Genomic DNA, 18,355 nt, shown 5'->3' with positions numbered 1-18,355 from the left:
TGTAGAGAGAAACAAAAAAACAAATTTTTAGGAGTGATTTAGATGAAAAAGATTTTTGAAGTAATTAAAGCAGTTGCACTAGTAACTTTTGTAGGATATGATGAAAGAAATTTAGAAAGATTATAGGAATTATGAGTAAATTAAACATTTTAAATCGATTAAAAGAACCTATTTAGTGGAAAGTAAAAAAATATCCATTAAAATAGGTTCTTTTTTTGTGAATTCATTTATCTTATAGCTCTCTTGTAATATAATTACAATAATAACATTAATTCGGAGGTAAATATGAATTCTATAAATTATAAAAAACTCCTAAAAGCTATTTTTACATTGATTTTTATAGTTTTAACTTTTATAAAATTATTTACAGTAACTTTAACTAGTTCGGTGTCAGATATAAGTAAACTCGGCGCTCTGCCTAAGCCAACTCTAACTTCAAATACGATTATAGATAAAGATATAGAAAATTACATAAAAGAAAATAATATTACTGTTTTAAATGAAGGCGGCTTAGATTATTTTTATCTTTTTGATTTTCTTTATACTTTGTGGTGGATTCTTTTAATAATCCTTATTCTATATTTGATTATGTCTAAAGTTAAATCTATCAAATAAAAAATATAGCACTGAAATTTAGTGCTATATTCACCATATTCTTAACTGCAATTGCTAAAAATACTAAAGTTCCAAGAGAAACTCCTATAAGAATTCCATTTTTAAAATTTTTATTACTTATACTTAATAACCATAAAGTATTACTCATATAGTTACTATCTTTATTTAATACAACAGCCATTGCTTTAAGTTCTAGATCTACCCCATCTTTCTTTATAGTTATCTTATCTCCAGCTTTTAGACCATCTTTAACTTCATTCATGTTTCTATTTACTATTACATAATTACCAGCTTCAAACTTTTCTAAATCAATCTTTCCAGCATAAATCGTAGTTCTATCTAAATTTATAGATAACATGTCCTTGTTCATAGGCTGTAATCATAAGTTCTGGTACTTTATTTATATAAGAATAATCATAGCTTTCTTTGTAGTTTGCAAATTCTTTATTATATGAATTATCATCTATTTCTATTTTAATTCTTGGATCTAAATACATTTCTCTATTTGTAAAACTATTGTATGTTGCTTCTACATTCTTTACTCCATCTATATAATTTATCCTTTTATCATCTTCAATAATAAATATATTCTTCATCAATTATCCACCAACTTTTATATTCTTTATTATACCTTGTATTTCTTTAACCCAAAATAAAAAACACCGCAAATGTTTTTTACTTTAACATTTGCGATATTTTTATAACTTTATTTCTCTTGTGCATTCACCAGCAACATAACTATCATGTGTTACTATTATTATTGTTTTGCCAGTCTTATTTATTTCTTTTAATAAATTAATTACCAATTCTCTGTTTTCTTCGTCCAAGGAGCCTGTTGGTTCGTCTGCAAGAATTATTTCGCTTGGTTTAAGCATTGCTCTACCAATTGCAATTCTTTGCTGCTCTCCGCCACTTAGTTCGTAGATATAATTTTCTTCATACCCTTCTAAACCTACAAACTTTAAGGCATTTTCTATTTTTTCCTTTTTGTCTTTTTTCCCTTTAGAATTATATTTTAAAGCTAATTCTAGGTTATACCTAACAGTTTCTTCATCTACTAGTGCAAAGTTTTGAAAAAGATAACTAATTTTTTCTCTTAAGAGCTTATTAGAAAGAGAACTATTAACTCTTATATTACTAATATTATCAATAGTTAAAATACCTTCATCAAAATCTTCGATAAGCCCAATAATATTCAGAAGTGTGCTTTTACCACAGCCACTCTTCCCTGTAATTGCTAAAATCTCGCCTCTTTCAATATTTAAAGAAAAATCCCTAAAGATTTCCCTATCTCCAAAGTATTTACTCATATTAGAAATTTGGATTAAACTCATAATTATCTCTCCTTAGTAAACCTTACTATATTTTTTCTCTCTAAAGAAATAATCATAAATATTATTATTATTATTTCAAATATCATTAGTAATCCAGATAAAAGTAGCACTTTTAAGTCTTTAGTTATAATACTTGATATTGGTATAACAAAAGCCCATGTTATTATTACAGATATAAAATACTTAAAGTATTTATGGATAAATTTATATCCATGAAGCTTTTGTATTGTTATCTTAAATTTATTTCCATTAAAATAAAGTGATATATTTTGTGTAATTATTAATAAAACTATTGTAATTAATACTATTATTATTAGGCTTGTTAAAATCAGTCTGTTTTTGATATTAGATATTTGGCTTTGAACTACATTATATAAATTTTCTACTGGAAATCTATACAAATTCATATCGTAATATTCTGAGACCTTTGATAATACCTCATTTTTAGCATTGTCTACATCCTTTACCTTTATCTTAAAAGGATTATGTCTAAAACCTATAATTGTGTAGTAAGAACTTAGCTTATCATTAGATTCAGTTAATACACTTATGATAGGATCAATTACAAAATTACCTTCTCTTGGATTTATATCTAATCTATAAGAAAAATATTTTTGATTTGACTTAGTCCATATTATTTTTTGCTTTTGATCTTTAAGCTGGACTTTTCCATCTACAGTTTTATGATTACAATTTTCTACATCACACGGTTCATGAGAAGTTGTATTGTAATAATCTAATATCTCTGATTCAAAGTCCTTATATTTTTGGGGAACTAATAAGATTGCATCATTAACACTTTCATCTATATTTATTGCATTTCCATCTACATCATATATAGTATTCTCTTTAAGATAGTTTGGATTAACCCTTACGCTTCCCATCATATACTCTTCTTGAATATCTTTTAAACTTTCTTCTACATTTGAAGGGTCATATGAATTAAAGTCAGCCAAAACTCCACCCTTTTTATTGAAGTGCAAATATAGCTCTCTTTCTTTTTCTATTTCGCTTTTACTAAATGCATGAAGCTTTTCATCTGTAGTTGCAAAGTCTGGCATTACAACATAATTTTTAGTCTTTTCCCACTCTAAATAAGAGGATTTATATCTAGCGTTAATTAAGTTCAAATTATTAATAGCAAAAACAGATAAAACTATAACAACAGTTGTTATAATTACCTTTATAATATTATAAAAAGTGATTATCCCTTTAACTGGCTTCTTATTTTTTATAATATTGGATAATGATATATTCTTTACATAGATGTATGGTATTGATAATGCCACTATTGTAAATATTATTATTAATAAATATATTGCTATTAATTGAAATAAGAATTCAAAATATAGCCTTCCAAAACTCTCAAATTTAATTAATGATAAACAAATTGTTGAAATAATAATTATTGCTAATTCTATAATTATTATTGGCATTGAATACTCTTTCCAAATAGAAATTAAGCTATGACCTAAAAGCTTCTCAATCCCAATTTTTCTATATGAATTAAATACTCCATAAAACATAAATAGTGTTAGTACAATAAAACAAACACATAATACAATTATGATTAGATTATTATTATATTTGCCACTTTCTCCATCTAATGACCTTCTAATATAAACCCCTTCTTTTTCTAAATCAGAAGTTAAATTATTTAAGGTATCCTCATCTTTAAGCTGCAATGTAAATTCTCTACTAAATGTACTGATATCTAAATTGCTCTTCATAGGTTTAATTATAAATTCATCTTTACCACTAAAACTTTCTATTTGCCCTATTTGATTCTTATCTTCACTCTTTTTAGTTCCTAAAAATAAATTCGAATTATCATTATAAGGTTCTAATACCTTTCCAGACTCTAAATTAATATCTTTAAAGATACTATTATCTGTGAAATAAACATAATTTGTATAGCTTTCATCCTTCTTTGATTCTTCATTATAAAATATGTTCCCTTTATGCTTACTCACATAATGAGTAACTAAGTCATATATGGTATTTGCAGAACTGTAATTTGTAGAAATGGTAATATTGAAGCTTTGTAAATGGCTTTCTAAATTTTTAAACTTCGTTTTCTCTTCAAAAGACTTACTTGTATAAAGCATCATAAATGATGTTATTGTCATTAGTAAGAAAATTAATATAGGAATTATTCTCTTTTTCAACTTATCCTCCAAACATAAATACTAATAAAAGAATTGGGCTGTTAAAAACAGCCCAAATTAAGAATTCTAGTTATTATTTCTTAATTTTTTATTTAACTTATTGTTTTAATCATGTCCATAGTAAGAATTCCACTCAGTAACATCTTTGTAGTAATCAGTTTGTGCCTTCGCCCATTTTTTACTACTTGCGTATACTTTATCTTCATGTAAAACCCCACCTGATTTTATTCTTGCAGTAGCGTGATGTTTTTGACTACCACAATAAAAATCTGAAAATTGTGATGTCTTGCTCCAGTTAATTAAACTTGGTTTAGGTCCATAATTCCATTCATCAGAACTATGTGTGAACGCATATGCTGTAGTTGCAATACTTGTCACTATCAAACCTATTGTACCGACTGAAATCAATATTTTTTTATTCCTAATTCCTCTTTTTACTTTTTAAGTAAATTTTTCCACTAATTGTTATAATTCTACTTACTCTTATAATTTCCTTTTCTAAAATGTAAATTAAAAAAGTAAGTTCTGTTTTACTATCTTTAAAATTCAAAACGGAAGTTGGTCTTGCAAGAGCTTTGATATAATTAAATTTGTATTTGTTCCTATAGGATTAGGCGGATTAAGTATTTCAAAGTATGAATTATGCAAAGGAAAGCATCTTACAATAGAAGACCGTCTTATAATCGAATATAGTGTAAATCAAAATTACATACTTTTTTTGTTCCAAAAATTTTGGTTTAAAGATGTAGTTTAATTGGTGATATATTTATATTTATAATTTCCTATATGTAAAAAAACGTAGCACTAAATTTTAGTGCTACATCCTTTATTTTATAAAATTATCATAGGTGAAACTTCCGTATATATAAGTTTCAATTCCTTTTCATATATCTTTTCCATATGATTAACTAATATTTTTTCATACCCTTCCTTGCTGCAATCTAAAGTATCAATAACCTTTTTATGGTTTAAAATAACTATTTTATCTGCATACCTTAAAGCTAAATTTATATCGTGTAAAGTTATTAGAGTTGTAAGATTCTTTTCTTTTATAAGTGATTTAAGGAAATTAAAAAAATCATATTGTTTAACGTAATCTAAAAAAGTGTTAGGCTCATCTAAAAGAAGCACCTTGCACCTTTGAATAAGGATTCTAGCTAAATATACTAGCCTTCTCTCTCCTCCACTTAAATTTCCTATATTTTTACCCTTTAAATGATATATATTTAATTCTTTTAAAATTTCATCTACTCTTTTATAATTCTCTTTTGACGGCATTTCAAATATATCTAAATGAGGAGTTATTCCCATAATTACTATATCTTCTACTAAGTAATCTTGGCTTGTATGAATGTTTTGAGGAATATAAGATATAAGCTTTGATTTATCTTTGTAATTCATATTTTTTAAATCCTTATCCTCTATATAAATTTCCCCATCTACCTTTTTCATAAGTCCAACTATCGATTTTAAAAGAGTCGTTTTCCCAGCTCCATTTAAACCTAATAATACAGTAAACTTCCCTTTTTCAAGTTCTAAGTTTACATCTTCTAATATTTCTTTATCACCGTAACTTGTAGATAACCCTTTTATTTTTAAATTACACATATTTAAATGTTCCTTTCTTATTTAAAAGATATACTAAAAACGGTGCCCCAACAAAGGAAGTAACTATGCTTATAGGAATTTCAGTGGTTGTTATACTTCTTGCTAATGTATCTGCTAATAAAAGGATTATCCCTCCAGCTAAAATTGTTATTGGGATGTTTTTTGAAATATCATCTTTTGCATAAGATTTTACTATATGCGGTACAAGTATCCCAATCCAACTTATAACTCCAGCTACAGATACGACTGCTGAAACTAAAAGAGTTGAGGCTAAAATCACTATAAGCCTAACTAGTTTTACATTTACTCCTAGAAGTTTTGCCGATTCATCTCCCATAGTAATAACTTTAAGTCTCCACCTAAATAAGTATATTACTATAGTTGAAAATAAGCATAATACTGATACATAAGCTATATTACTCCACGAACTATTATAAAAGCCCCCCATAAGCCAAAAATCTATTGCTGGTAAATCTTTATATGGATCTGCAAAATACTTTATTATCATTATCATTGAAGAAGTTAAAGCACCAGTTACTATACCTGATATCACTAAGGCTAAAATCCTATTACTCCTCATCCTCTTTGATAATAAAACAGAAAAAATCACAGCTAAAAGCCCAAAGATAAAAGATAAACTTTGCACTAAAATAGGAGAAGCACTTAAAAATACTATTCCAAGTGCTGCCCCTAGTGAGCATCCAGACGTTACACCTAAAACGTCTGGTGATATTAAAGGATTTTGAAACATACTTTGAAAAACCATTCCAGATAAAGCTAAAGCACCGCCACTTATAACTACAAGTATGATTCTTGGAATCCTTATATTTACAAGTAAGCTATACTCTCCCATATCTCCATTTCCAATCAAAGTGTTTAAAATCTCTAAAGGACTTAATTCATATCTTCCAATACATAAAGAAAGTATAGAAAGAATTATTAATATTGTAACGTGAAGTAATATGCTACTTCTTTTTATCATAAACCTATTTCCTCATCACTTACATCTAAGTTATAAAACTCTTTATAGAAAGCTTTAGCATCCTTTTTAAAGTCATCAGTGCTATAAACATCACTATGAATATTTTGAAGTATCCAAAGCATTCCAAGTATTGATGAAGGAGTTGGGAAATCCCAAGGTTCTAATTTTGAAGGGAAAGTATATACTTTTTTATTTTTAATAGCATCTACCCCTTTAAGTCTTTCATCATTTAATACATCCTTTGGAGTGTATTTTGCATACCCTACTACATATATAACTTCTGGGTTAAATTTTATAAGCTGCTCTACTGAAATATTAGCCCAGTAACCGTCTTTTATATCCTTAGTTACGTTAGTTCCGCCAGATTCTTCTATCATATAATTTTGATACATTTTTCCTGTACAAGTTTTTAAAATATTATCAGTTCCACCTAAATAAACAGTAGGTCTATTTTTAGTTTCCTTTACTAATTTAGATACCTTATCTAATGTATTTTTATAATAATCTAAAAACTTATTTGCTTTTTCATTTGCCCCTGTTGCTTTTCCTATTAATTCAACAGTTTGCATAAATGAATCTAAGTTTTCAGGTTCAATAGCGATAACTTTAATATTTACCTTTTCTAAATCAGGTATAAACTTTTTAAGCCTAGTTGGAATAATAACTAAATCAGGCTTAAGCTTAATACATTCCTCAACATTAACCTCTTTACCAGTCCCAACTGCAGGAAGCTTTAAAAATTCAGGTGCGCACTTTTTATACATCTCCCTGTTTTTAGCTTTCTTCTCAATCCCTACAACCTTATCTTGCAGTCCAAGCCCTATAAGAATAGAAGTAGAAACATAATAACTAGATATTATCCTATTAACATCCCCTTTAATTTCAACCTTTCTTCCTAATTGATCCTCAACTGTGATAGTTTTTTCATTTGCATTCCCCTCCTTAGAGTTTCCAGTACAACCTGCAAAGATCATAACCGAAAATACTAAAGTTAAGACAAACGCAATTCTCTTATTAAGTTTTTTCATAATTCTCATCCCCCTATTTGTTATAGTTTACTAAAAGTTTTAAAAAACTTGTTAAATGCTACTAGCAAATTATTTTGCTAAATTTAATTTACCGGAGGAAAACTAGATATTCTTAGCGAATTTCATTAAGCTTCTGGAACATATAAATCTATCTATCCCACCACCTTTTTAAAACTTCCTCCCTAATTTTAGCATGTTTTCCTAATTCTATCTTAGGAAGTTCTATTAATAAAACATCATCTCGAGACTTTATCTCATTTAGAAAACTATTTTCTTTCTTTTTTATAACTCCAAAGCATATTTTATCAGAATCTAAACACTCTCTAATAAGATTTTGAAATCTAATAGATTCACTTTCAAATACACCAATCTCATCTAATAAAATCACCTTTTCTTTTGACTTTAAGGATTCCTCTAAAGTTAAAGTCCCAAAATAATCAAAAGTTTCTGTAATCTTAAAAGGCTTCATTCCCTTTATCTTTACTGAAATCGGAGGGGTCTCCTCCATCCCCTTTACTAAAGATTTAAAAGCATATCCCATATGTATATCATTAATTTTATAAGGTATGGTCCTAAAGCCTGTATACTCTATATTAAACTCTTCTAAAATAGAGTTTATCATAGTGCTTTTCCACAGTTAATCTCACCCGTTAAAAATATATTCTTAGCGGATTTCATTGACTTCTGGAACATATAAATTAACCATCCTTTCTGTATCTAAAACTTAAAAAGGGTAGGTTCATTTATAATGCATCAAAGTATCTTGAAAGGAGCTTTAGACTATCATTTTTCTGGAGTTAAATTAAATGATATTAGCAAAATTCTTTTTGCTCTTAGCAAATTATTTTGCTACATTTGATTTAACGGAGGAAAAATAGATATTCTTAGCGAGTTTCATTAAACTTCTGGAACATATAAACGAATCTACCCCCTTATTTAATTAAATAATGGCAATCATTTCTATTTCTACAGGTGCATCCATAGGTAGTTTTGCTACTTGAACGCAGCTTCTAGCTGGTGGATTTTCATTAAAATATTCTCCATATACTTCATTCACTTTAGAGAAATCATTTAAATCTTTCACAAACACTGTAGTTTTGAATACTTTATCTAAGCTTGTTCCGGCTTCTTCTAATATAGCCTTGCAATTTTCTATACTTCTTTTTGTTGCTTCCTTTATTTCAGTTTCTAAAACTTTAGTTTCTGGATTCATAGGAAGTTGTCCTGATGTGTAAACAGTATTGTTTACAACTACTCCTTGTGAGTATGGTCCTATAGCAGCTGGTGCTTTTTCTGTACTTAATATTTTTTTCATCTTTAATCTCTCCTATTTCTTCTTTTTATAGAATGTATTTTTAAGTGGGAGTTCACATCTAAACTCACCATCTAATTTGTAATATGCATTTTGAAGTGCAGGTGCTGTAGGGATGCAAGTGATTTCTCCTACACCTTTAGCTCCAAATGATAACTCTTCTGTATTATTTTCTACTATTACTGTTTTAATCTTAGGAACTTGAGTAGCCCTTAAGATTCCTAAAGTTCCAAGTTTTGATTTTGGAACTGAATTTTCTAAGATATAGTCTTCTGTAAGTCCATACCCTAGTCCCATTACAACTCCACCTTCTATTTGCCCTTCCACATTTCTAGGGTTTATAGCTCTTCCTACATCGTGGGCTGCTATAACTTCTTTAACTTTTCCTAAATCATCTAAAACTACTACTTGAGTTGCATAACCGTAAGCTACGTGGCTTACTGGGTTTTCTTTAGGACTTCCCATCTTATCTGTCACTCCTAAATATTCACCGTAAAACTCTATGCCTTCTAAGTCTTCTAAAGTTTTATCTTTTAAAGCTTCTTTTAATTTAAAAGCTGCAATCTTAGTTGCTTCTCCTGTAAATACAGTTTGTCTTGATGCTGTTGTTGTTCCTGAATCTGGAGTTATATCAGTATCTGGAGATTCATAAACTACTTTTTCTCTAGGAATTTTTAATACTTCACAAACAACTTGAACTACTACAGTTCCAACTCCTTGACCTATGCAAGCTGCTGATGTTCTTATATGAACCTTTCCATCAACAACAGCTACTTTGCATCTTCCTGTGTCAGGAAGTCCAACTCCAACTCCGGCGTTTTTCATACAACAAGCAATTCCTGCTCTATCTATGTTTTTATAATAATCTTCTTTAACAGCTTCTAAAGTTTGAACTAATGCTGTTCCGTCATCTGCAATCTGACCGTTTGGTAAAACATCCCCTGGTCTTATTGCATTTAGCATCCTTATTTCAAATGGATCTATTCCAACCATCTCTGCTAATTTATTTATATTACATTCAATTGCAAAGGCTGATTGAGTAACTCCAAAGCCTCTAAATGCTCCTCCTGGAGTGTTGTTTGTATAATAAGCCTTACCGTCTATATCTATAGTTTGATAATTATAAGGCCCTGCAGCGTGAGTACAAGCTCTTTGAAGAACAGGCCCTCCAAGTGATGCGTAAGCACCAGTATCTGCTATAATAGTAGCTTTCATAGCTGTTAGTTTTCCATTTTCATCACAAGCTGTTGTAAATTCCATATCCATAGCATGTCTTTTTGTACTTACTATAATACTTTCTTGTCTTCCAAGAGCCATTTTTACAGGTCTCTTAGTTAAATATGCTAAAAGTGCAGTGTGATGTTGGCAGCTCATATCTTCTTTGCCCCCAAAGCCTCCCCCTACATATTTTGATACGATTCTAAGCTTATCTGGTCCTAAATCTAAAAGTGAACCTATCTCTCTTAAGTCATCGTAAACACTTTGAGTTCCTGTATAAACTATTAATTTATCGCCTTCCATCTTAGCTACAGAACATTCTGGTTCTAAATAAGCATGTTCTGTAAATGGAACTTTGTACTTATAAGTTACTTTATATTTTGAATTTTTAATAACTTCATCAGCATTTCCACGAACTAAATGCTCGTGAACTAAAAGATTTCCTTTTTCGTGAACCTTTGGTGCATCTTCCTTTGCTGCATCTTCTAAAGTAGATACTGGAGTACGTTCTTCATAATCTACCTTTATAAGTTTTACAGCTTCTTTTGCTATTTCTTCTGTTTCTGCAGCAACTAAAGCTATAGCATCTCCTAAGTATCTAGTTTCTTCTCCTATTTCAACAAGAGCTGGAGTATCTTTAAAGATATGACCTAAATATCTTTTTCCTGGAATATCTTTTGCTAAGACAACCTTTACTACACCTTCTAGCTTTAAAGCTTCGCTTATATCTATCCCTTTAACTAAAGCCCTAGGATATTTAGCTCTTAAAGCTGCTCCGTGAAGCATTCCTTCTATATAGATATCGTCTGAATACTCGGCTTTTCCTAAAGTTTTATCTCTAGCGTCAACCCTTGCCATCCTTTCACCTACAAGCCCCTTGCAAGTAACCTTTGGCACTTCTTTATTTTCTCTAAATATTTTAGCTGCCATCATTACAGCTTCTCTTATTTTTACATATCCTGTACACCTACAAATATTACCCATCAAAGCCTTTTTAACTTCTTCTTCTGTAGGGTCTAATGTTCTATTAAATAAAGCTTTTGAACTTATAACCATCCCCGGAATACAAAAGCCGCATTGAACGGCTCCAGCTTCTGTAAAGCTATAAGCAAAAACGTCTCTTTCTCTTTCGGTAAATCCTTCTATAGTAGTTATTTCTTTCCCATTAACTTTTTCAAGATTTAATAAACAAGCTTTTATAGCCTTTCCATCAACTAAAACCATGCAAGTACCACAAGCACCTTCTGAACAACCATTTTTTACAGAAGTTATCTTGCAATCATCTCTTAAGTATCTAAGTAATTTTTTATTTTCTAAAACCCTTTTTTTCTCACCATTTAAGATAAATTCGAACATAATTTACCTCCCCTCATAATTCATAAATAATTATGTATAGGAGATGCCAAGCAAAAGATTTGACATCTCAAAAAATCAATTTAAGTTGTTAAACATATTGAATAGATAATGCACCCTTTGGACATCTAGTTACGCAAAGTCCACATCCAAAGCATTTATCGGAATCTATTACTAATTCATCCCCTATTTCTATAGCATCGTACACACAACTTATTTTACATTGACCGCATTTAATACATAAGTCTTGGTCTACTACAGGAGGGATAGCGTTAGTTCTAAAGTGTCTATCATCAGCTTTTTTATGAGCTAAACCTATGATTTCATTTACATCTTTATATCCGTGGCTATCTAAGAATTCATCTAATTCTTTAGCTATTTTTCCATATACTTTAGGTCCTTTAAGGATTGCCTCTGTACAAACTTCAACAGCGCTAGCACCTGCCATAAGCATTTCTGCTGCATCTCTTCCTGAAGTTACTCCTCCAACCCCTATGATTGGAATGTTTATAACTTTTGAAGCATCATATATATTTCTTATAGCTACAGGTCTTATTGGTGAACCTGAAAGCCATCCATATCCTTTTTCACTTCCCATTATTGGGTAACCACTATCTACATCTATTGCCATACATGGTCCTAATGAGTTAATCATAACTAACCCGTCAGCTCCAGCTTCTTCTAGAGCTTTAGCTATTTTTTGAATGTCAGTGTGTGGACTCATTTTCATAAATACAGGGCAATCTAAAGCAGCTTTTGCAGCCTTCATAGCATCAACGATTGGTGCTATATCTGTTCCTACGTAGTGAGTTGAAAGTTCAACTGCATCAGCGTAAGGTTTTACAAGTGGTGCTACTTTTTTAATTTGGTCTGCTGTATATCCCATACTAACTATCATAGGAACTCCAGCTTCTTTTGCTCTTTTATATTCTTTTTCTATCCATTGTTCCTTTGGAAGTTCAGACCACAATTCAGTATTTAAAAATCCTGAATTAGTTTTTCCCATACAAGGTCTTGGAACTGGTGCTGGATCTACTGATATAGTTTTTGTAACTAAGCCTCCAGCTCCTCCTTTAACTGCTTCTACGCAAAGGTCACCATCTTTTGCTCCAGGTCCTGCTGCTGTAAATACTGGGTTTTCAAATTCCATTTTATAGATTTTTACTTTTAAATTTGCCATAATAAACACTCCCCTTAGTTTTCCTCTATATTTTTGATTTGTTTATAAGTCTAGTCACAGCTTCATTTGCTTTATAGATAATCTTTTCCTCATCTATATTTACAAGTCTTCCGCCTTTTACTACTATCTTTCCATTAACGATTGTATAATCAACGCTTCCCTTAAACCCTACTGTTCCAAGTAAAGATTTAGGATCATAGCTTGTACCAACTAGCTCAATTCTATTTTTATTTATCATAAATAAATCACCAGCCATAGATTCTTTTATTTGACCTATGTCTGTTCTACCTAAAATTCTTGCGCTACCTTTAGTTGCAAGCTTTAAAATGTCATATCCTGTAGGTGCTTTACTTGACCACTTTAATCTATGAAGCAAATAAGCTACCCTTATTTCCTCTAAAAGATTAGAACCATCATTACTTGCACTTCCATCCACAGCTAGTCCTACTGGAATATCTAAATCTATCATTTCTGGAATTCTTGCTATCCCAGAAGATAATTTCATATTTGATATAGGACAATGTGCAACTCCTGTTTTAGTTTCTTTTAATCTTTTAATTTCTTCATCATTAAAATGGATCCCGTGGGCAAACCACACATCTTCACCTATCCATCCTAAGCTTTCCATATATTCTAAAGGTCTCATTTTATATTTTTCTAAAGTGAAGTTTTCTTCATCTAAAGTTTCGGCTAGATGTGTATGAAGTCTTACATTTAGTTTCCTTGCAAGAATAGCAGATTCTTTTAAAAGCTCTTTTGATACACTAAATGGTGAACAAGGAGCTAATGCAACTTGTCTCATTGAAAATCTGTTATTATCGTGATACTTTTTAACTATCCTTTCAGAATCGTATAATATAGTATCAATATCTTGAACAACTGAATCTCCCGGTAGTCCTCCATCTTTTTTGCTAAGGTCCATACTTCCTCTTGAAGCGTGCATCCTTATTCCAAGCCTGGATGCTACTTCAAATTGAGTGTCTATTAAAGTATTACCTGCATTTTCTGGAAAAACATAATGATGATCAAAACAAGTTGTACACCCACATTTTAATAGTTCTGAAAGCCCCGTCATGCTGCTATATCTTATACTTTCTTCATCTAGACCTTTCCAGATTTCGTATAGATATTTAAGCCAAGGGAATAACTCCATATTTTGAACCTCTGGTAAATTCCTTGTGAAAGTTTGATATAGATGGTGATGTGTATTGATAAGTCCTGGATAAACAATCATATCTTTCCCATCTATTATTTCATCACTTTCAAAAGTTTCTTTACCTATGTGTTTAATAACCCCGTTTTCAATAAAAACATTTACATTTTTCAAAACGTTATCACTATCATCACAAGTAACTAATGTGTCTATATTTTTTATAAATAACCTCATACACATATCCCCTTTTATCTTTAATCTTTTAGATTAAATTCTATTCCATAGTTTAGAGCTTAATTCTCTTGATTTTTTAAGAATTTCTCTTTCATTTACATTTAAAATCTTTCCTTTTTCTACTACTGTTTTACCATTAATTATAGTAGTATCAACTGATTTACCCATCATTCCAAAAAGAATATGTGAATTATAATTTGTTCCATTTAAAGGTGTTAAAGGATCATAATCAACTACTATTACGTCAGCATTTGCGCCCTTTTCTATAATTCCAAACCTACCTTTAAAGTTTTTCTCTGCAATGCGTCTATTATTTATAAATAGCATCTCAGGAGTTTCTCCCCAAGCTACTGATGGGTTTCTTAAATGATGTTTGTGAATAAGGTTTGCAACTTTCATTGATTCAAACATATCTTGAGTGTACCCGTCAGTTCCAAGCCCTACAGTTATTCCATTTTTCATGAATTTTATAACTGGAGATACTCCAACTGCATTTCCCATATTTGATTCTGGGTTATGAACTACAGAAGTCTCAGTTTCTTTTAAGATTTCAACTTCATCCTCATCTGCATGAATACAATGGATTGCTAAAGTTTTTGGTCCTAAAATTTTAAATTCTTTTAGTCTTTCTAAAACTCTCTTATCGTGTTTTTCAATACAGTCTTCTTCATCTTTAATTCCTTCTGCTACGTGAATATGGTATCCACAATCTAAACCTTTAGAAGCTTCTACGCATTTATTTAACGATTCATCTGATAAAGTAAAACTTGCATGCATTCCAAAAAGTGCTGATTTCATATTACTCTTATCTTCTTTGCAATATTTTATATAATCTACATTTTCTTTTATGCCTTGATTTAAGATTTCTTCTCCATCCCTATCTGATACCTCGTAGCATAAAGAAGTTCTAATTCCAAGTTCTTCTCCTACTTTGCTTATAGTTTGAAGGCTTCCTTCTACGGCATTTGGGCTAGCGTGGTGATCAAAAAATGTTGTAACGCCATACTTTAAACTATCCATTAAAGAAGCATACGCGCTATATTTTATATCTTCTAAATTAAGAGTTCTATCTAGTCTCCACCAAAGATTATTAAGTATGTCTACAAAATCTTTAGATACAGGTCCATCTAAGTTCATTCCTCTTGCAAATGCACTGTATATGTGACCGTGGGTATTAATTAGGCCTGGCATTATAACCATATTATCTACATCTTTAAACTCTGCATTTTCATATTTTCTTTTAATATCTTCTGTCTTACCAAAGTCAATAATCTCTTTTCCATCAATAACTACAGCACCATCTTCTATAAATGGGTTTTCTTTGTTTTGAGTTATTAATCTACCGTTTCCTAAAATAAACATTTAGATATTCACCTACCTTTTCTTAATACTCTTCCTGCCTTTATCTCATTGTACTTACCATTTTGAAGAACTATCTCTCCATTTATAATTACATAATGTATTCCTTCTGGATATCTAGTTGGATCTTCGAAAGTTCCAGTGTCTTTAATAGTATCTTTATTAAAGATAACTATATCTCCAAAGTAACCTTCTTTTATAAGTCCTCTTTCTTTTATCCCAAAGGCTAAAGCAGCCTTATGTGACATCTTCATAATTCCTTCTTCAAGGGTTATAGCTTCAAGTTCTCTTACATACCTTCCAAGTATCCTTGGAAAAGCTCCGTAAGCTCTAGGATGAGGTTTTCCTGATAATAATCCATCAGTACAAACATTTTGCTCATCTAACTTCATAAATCTTACTATTTGTTCTTCTTTACCGTAAAAATCATACATCCCAACTGCATTTTCTTCTTCTAAAAGAAGATCGAATGTTGCATTGTAAGGATCTTTTTCTCTCATACGGCCTATCTCTATAAGGTTTTTCCCTATAACGTCTTTATTTTTTAAAGTTTTAACTGATGTTATATAGATAGAATCAAGTGGAATAAATTCTAGGAAGTTTTCCCAGCCTTCAATTCCATTTTTCATATCATATATCATCTTTTCTCTCATTTCTTTTGACTTTAATCTTTCTACTAGCTTGTCTGTTCCTCCATCGTGAACCCAAGGAGGTAAAATAACACCTAGCATAGTGCTTCCTGAAATATAAGGGTATTGATCAAAAGTTATTTTAATTCCCTTATCTTCAGCATCTTTTAAAAGTTTTATAACTTCGTCTATATGCTTCCAGTTTTTCTTTCCGCATATCTTAAAATGAGAAAAGTGAACTCTTACTTTTGACTTTTCACCTATCTCTATAATTTCTTTCATTGATTTTATAATTTCGTTAGCTTCACTTCTCTGGTGAACTACAAATACTCCATCAAACTCCTTTACTACTTTGCAAAGTTCTATAAGTTCATTAGTATTAGAGTAAGCACACGGCATATATATAAGGCCTGTAGAAAGTCCAAAGGCTCCAGATTTAAGCTCTCTTCTTAAAATTTCACACATCTTTTTTATATCAGTATCATTTACTTCTCTATTACTAAGGCCCATAGCTTCCATTCTTACGTTTCCGTGAGGAACTAAATAAAGCTCGTTTAATCCAACTCCATTAGTTTCTAATGCTTTTAAGTAGTTATCTGTAGTTTCGTACTCCCAATTTACAGTATCTGATTCTCCATCAAGTCCAGCTAAGTTTTTCCTCCAAGGTGATATATACTCCTTTGGTAATGGTGCCATAGAAATACCATCTTGACCTAAAACCTCAGTAGTTACCCCTTGCCTTATCTTTATTTGATTGTATGGATTTTCGTATATCTTTAAATCACTGTGAGAGTGAGTATCTATAAACCCAGGTGCTACTACTAAATCTTTTGCATCGATTACTTTAAAGCCCTCTGCTTTTAAGTCTTTCCCGATTTTAAAAATCTTTTTATCTTTAATAATTACATCTAAGTAATCGCCTAAATTCCCACTACCATCAACTAAAAATCCATTTTTTATTAATATATTCAAATTAATCACCTTCTATTTTTTATAAACAGATCTTAGTATTCCGTAATAGCCTAGAGCGCCTTTAACTAAATCGTCAATTTCTATATATTCATCTATAATGTGGGCTAATTTTTCTTTAGAAGGCCCAAACCCTATAGTTTGAATTTTAGCTTCACCTGCATAATGTGAACCATTAGTGCAGAATGAATATTGACTTATCTTTGGATCTATCCCTGCCATTTTCAAGCCATCAAAGGCTATCTTTACAAATTCATCTTCTTCTTTGAAAATCCAAGCTGGGAAAAATCTTTCTGCACTTATATTTTCCCCTGTATAGCAAACCTTTTTATCTTTTGCATAGGAAACTCTAGCTTCTAAGTCTCTATCCTCTTTTGAAACTCTTTCTATAATAGCTTTTATAGGCTCTAAGACATCTTCTTTAGTTTCATCTACTAAAAGTCTTCTATCAAAAGTTGCCTTGCAATAATCAGGTACTACTGAAGCACCAGGGTAAGGAGATGATTTAATATCTGTAAGAACTAAAATCCCCTCACCTAAAATTTTATGCCTTGGGTTTTCAATCTTTTCTATCTCATTAATTAATTTCATCATTTTTAATACTGCATTTACGCCTTCATTAGGATTTGCAGAGTGAGCTGACTTTCCGAAAGTTTCTAAAACAATCTCAGCTCTACCTCTTTGTCCTATCTTTAAATTAAGTTCAGAAGACTCCCCTATAACTACGTAGTCTGGCTTTATAGCTTCGCTTATTTTTCTTGCTGAAACGCCTTCAAACATCTCTTCAAAAACAACTCCCGCTACAAAAATATCTCCATCAAACTCACGCTTAAAATCTTCTGCAAAAAATGAAGCTCCAGCTATCATGCTAGCTAACTGGCCTTTCATATCTGATGCGCCCCTGCCGTATATTTTTCCATCATCTATTTCACCGCTAAATGGGGCATGCTTCCATTTAGTATCGTCAGGAACTGGCACTGTATCTATATGTGCATCAAATAGAATCTTCTTGCCTTTATTTTTCCCTTTGATATGGCCTATTATATTCCCATATTCATCAATATAATAATCATCGAATTTGAATTTATTAAATACACCCTTTAACACTTCACAAACATTCTCTTCTTCGCCAGATAATGATTGTGCTCTTATAAGCTCTTGGCATACTTTTATAAGTTCATCCTTCCTTTTTTCTGAAATCATAGCATTTACC

Annotated in this window: 17 protein-coding genes; 1 reads left to right on the top strand and 16 read right to left on the bottom strand. The window is 30.7% G+C overall.

Features of this window, described 5'->3' with window-relative positions; all coding sequences use genetic code 11:
* Window positions 1-285 precede the first annotated feature (285 nt).
* Window positions 286-615: a hypothetical protein gene (locus tag INR60_RS11305; protein WP_194191636.1), complete on the top strand. Its 330-nt coding sequence runs from the start codon at window positions 286-288 to the stop codon at window positions 613-615.
* Here the strand turns inward: INR60_RS11305 and INR60_RS11300 are convergent.
* From INR60_RS11300 to INR60_RS11225, 16 genes are all read right to left on the bottom strand, one after another.
* A complete protein-coding gene (locus INR60_RS11300) occupies window positions 608-985 on the bottom strand; it encodes a hypothetical protein (RefSeq protein ID WP_194191635.1) in 378 nt (125 codons plus the stop codon). The two genes, INR60_RS11305 and INR60_RS11300, sit on opposite strands and share 8 nt — an antisense overlap.
* On the bottom strand, window positions 951-1,211 hold the full coding sequence (locus INR60_RS11295; protein WP_194191634.1) for a hypothetical protein: 261 nt from the start codon (window positions 1,209-1,211) through the stop codon (window positions 951-953). Before INR60_RS11295 ends, INR60_RS11300 begins: the two co-directional genes overlap by 35 nt.
* Window positions 1,212-1,313: 102 nt before the next feature.
* Window positions 1,314-1,949: an ABC transporter ATP-binding protein gene (locus tag INR60_RS11290; protein ID WP_194191633.1), complete on the bottom strand. Its 636-nt coding sequence runs from the start codon at window positions 1,947-1,949 to the stop codon at window positions 1,314-1,316.
* Between the two features lie 2 nt (window positions 1,950-1,951).
* On the bottom strand, window positions 1,952-4,117 hold the full coding sequence (locus tag INR60_RS11285; protein WP_194191632.1) for a DUF1430 domain-containing protein: 2,166 nt from the start codon (window positions 4,115-4,117) through the stop codon (window positions 1,952-1,954).
* A 105-nt stretch (window positions 4,118-4,222) separates the two neighbouring features.
* Entirely contained in the window at window positions 4,223-4,525 is a 303-nt protein-coding gene (locus INR60_RS11280) for a hypothetical protein (RefSeq protein ID WP_207729564.1), read from the bottom strand.
* Between the two features lie 423 nt (window positions 4,526-4,948).
* The gene (locus INR60_RS11275) at window positions 4,949-5,725 is read right to left on the bottom strand and encodes an ABC transporter ATP-binding protein (RefSeq protein ID WP_194191631.1); all 777 of its coding nucleotides are present in this window, start codon (window positions 5,723-5,725) and stop codon (window positions 4,949-4,951) included.
* Entirely contained in the window at window positions 5,718-6,707 is a 990-nt protein-coding gene (locus INR60_RS11270; RefSeq protein ID WP_194191630.1) for a FecCD family ABC transporter permease, read from the bottom strand. The genes INR60_RS11275 and INR60_RS11270 overlap by 8 nt, the downstream gene beginning before the upstream one ends.
* On the bottom strand, window positions 6,704-7,735 hold the full coding sequence (locus INR60_RS11265) for an ABC transporter substrate-binding protein (RefSeq protein ID WP_194191629.1): 1,032 nt from the start codon (window positions 7,733-7,735) through the stop codon (window positions 6,704-6,706). Before INR60_RS11265 ends, INR60_RS11270 begins: the two co-directional genes overlap by 4 nt.
* A 148-nt stretch (window positions 7,736-7,883) precedes the next feature.
* Window positions 7,884-8,357 carry a nucleoside-triphosphatase gene (locus INR60_RS11260; protein WP_194191628.1) on the bottom strand — a complete coding sequence of 158 codons (474 nt, stop codon included), beginning with the start codon at window positions 8,355-8,357 and terminating at the stop codon, window positions 7,884-7,886.
* A gap of 318 nt (window positions 8,358-8,675) precedes the next feature.
* Entirely contained in the window at window positions 8,676-9,050 is a 375-nt protein-coding gene (locus INR60_RS11255) for a RidA family protein (RefSeq protein WP_194191627.1), read from the bottom strand.
* Window positions 9,051-9,062: 12 nt separating this feature from the next.
* The gene (xdh, locus tag INR60_RS11250; protein ID WP_194191626.1) at window positions 9,063-11,621 is read right to left on the bottom strand and encodes a selenium-dependent xanthine dehydrogenase; all 2,559 of its coding nucleotides are present in this window, start codon (window positions 11,619-11,621) and stop codon (window positions 9,063-9,065) included.
* Between the two features lie 88 nt (window positions 11,622-11,709).
* Window positions 11,710-12,798: a 4Fe-4S binding protein gene (locus INR60_RS11245; protein WP_194191625.1), complete on the bottom strand. Its 1,089-nt coding sequence runs from the start codon at window positions 12,796-12,798 to the stop codon at window positions 11,710-11,712.
* A gap of 25 nt (window positions 12,799-12,823) precedes the next feature.
* The gene (locus tag INR60_RS11240; protein ID WP_420797488.1) at window positions 12,824-14,185 is read right to left on the bottom strand and encodes an 8-oxoguanine deaminase; all 1,362 of its coding nucleotides are present in this window, start codon (window positions 14,183-14,185) and stop codon (window positions 12,824-12,826) included.
* A 33-nt stretch (window positions 14,186-14,218) separates the two neighbouring features.
* Window positions 14,219-15,547 (bottom strand): putative aminohydrolase SsnA, encoded by a 1,329-nt coding sequence (gene ssnA / locus INR60_RS11235; protein ID WP_194191623.1) that lies wholly within the window; start codon window positions 15,545-15,547, stop codon window positions 14,219-14,221.
* An 8-nt stretch (window positions 15,548-15,555) separates the two neighbouring features.
* Complete coding sequence (locus tag INR60_RS11230; RefSeq protein WP_194191622.1) at window positions 15,556-17,145, bottom strand: N-acyl-D-amino-acid deacylase family protein; 1,590 nt, start codon at window positions 17,143-17,145, stop codon at window positions 15,556-15,558.
* 12 nt (window positions 17,146-17,157) lie between these two features.
* Window positions 17,158-18,345 carry a YgeY family selenium metabolism-linked hydrolase gene (locus INR60_RS11225; protein ID WP_194191621.1) on the bottom strand — a complete coding sequence of 396 codons (1,188 nt, stop codon included), beginning with the start codon at window positions 18,343-18,345 and terminating at the stop codon, window positions 17,158-17,160.
* Window positions 18,346-18,355: the final 10 nt, after the last annotated feature.

Source organism: Clostridium chrysemydis, assembly GCF_015234215.1.
In the GTDB taxonomy this organism is placed as follows: domain Bacteria; phylum Bacillota; class Clostridia; order Clostridiales; family Clostridiaceae; genus Clostridium; species Clostridium chrysemydis.
Note: the sequence above shows the minus strand (reverse complement) of the source record. Positions and strands in the feature narration are given on the sequence as shown.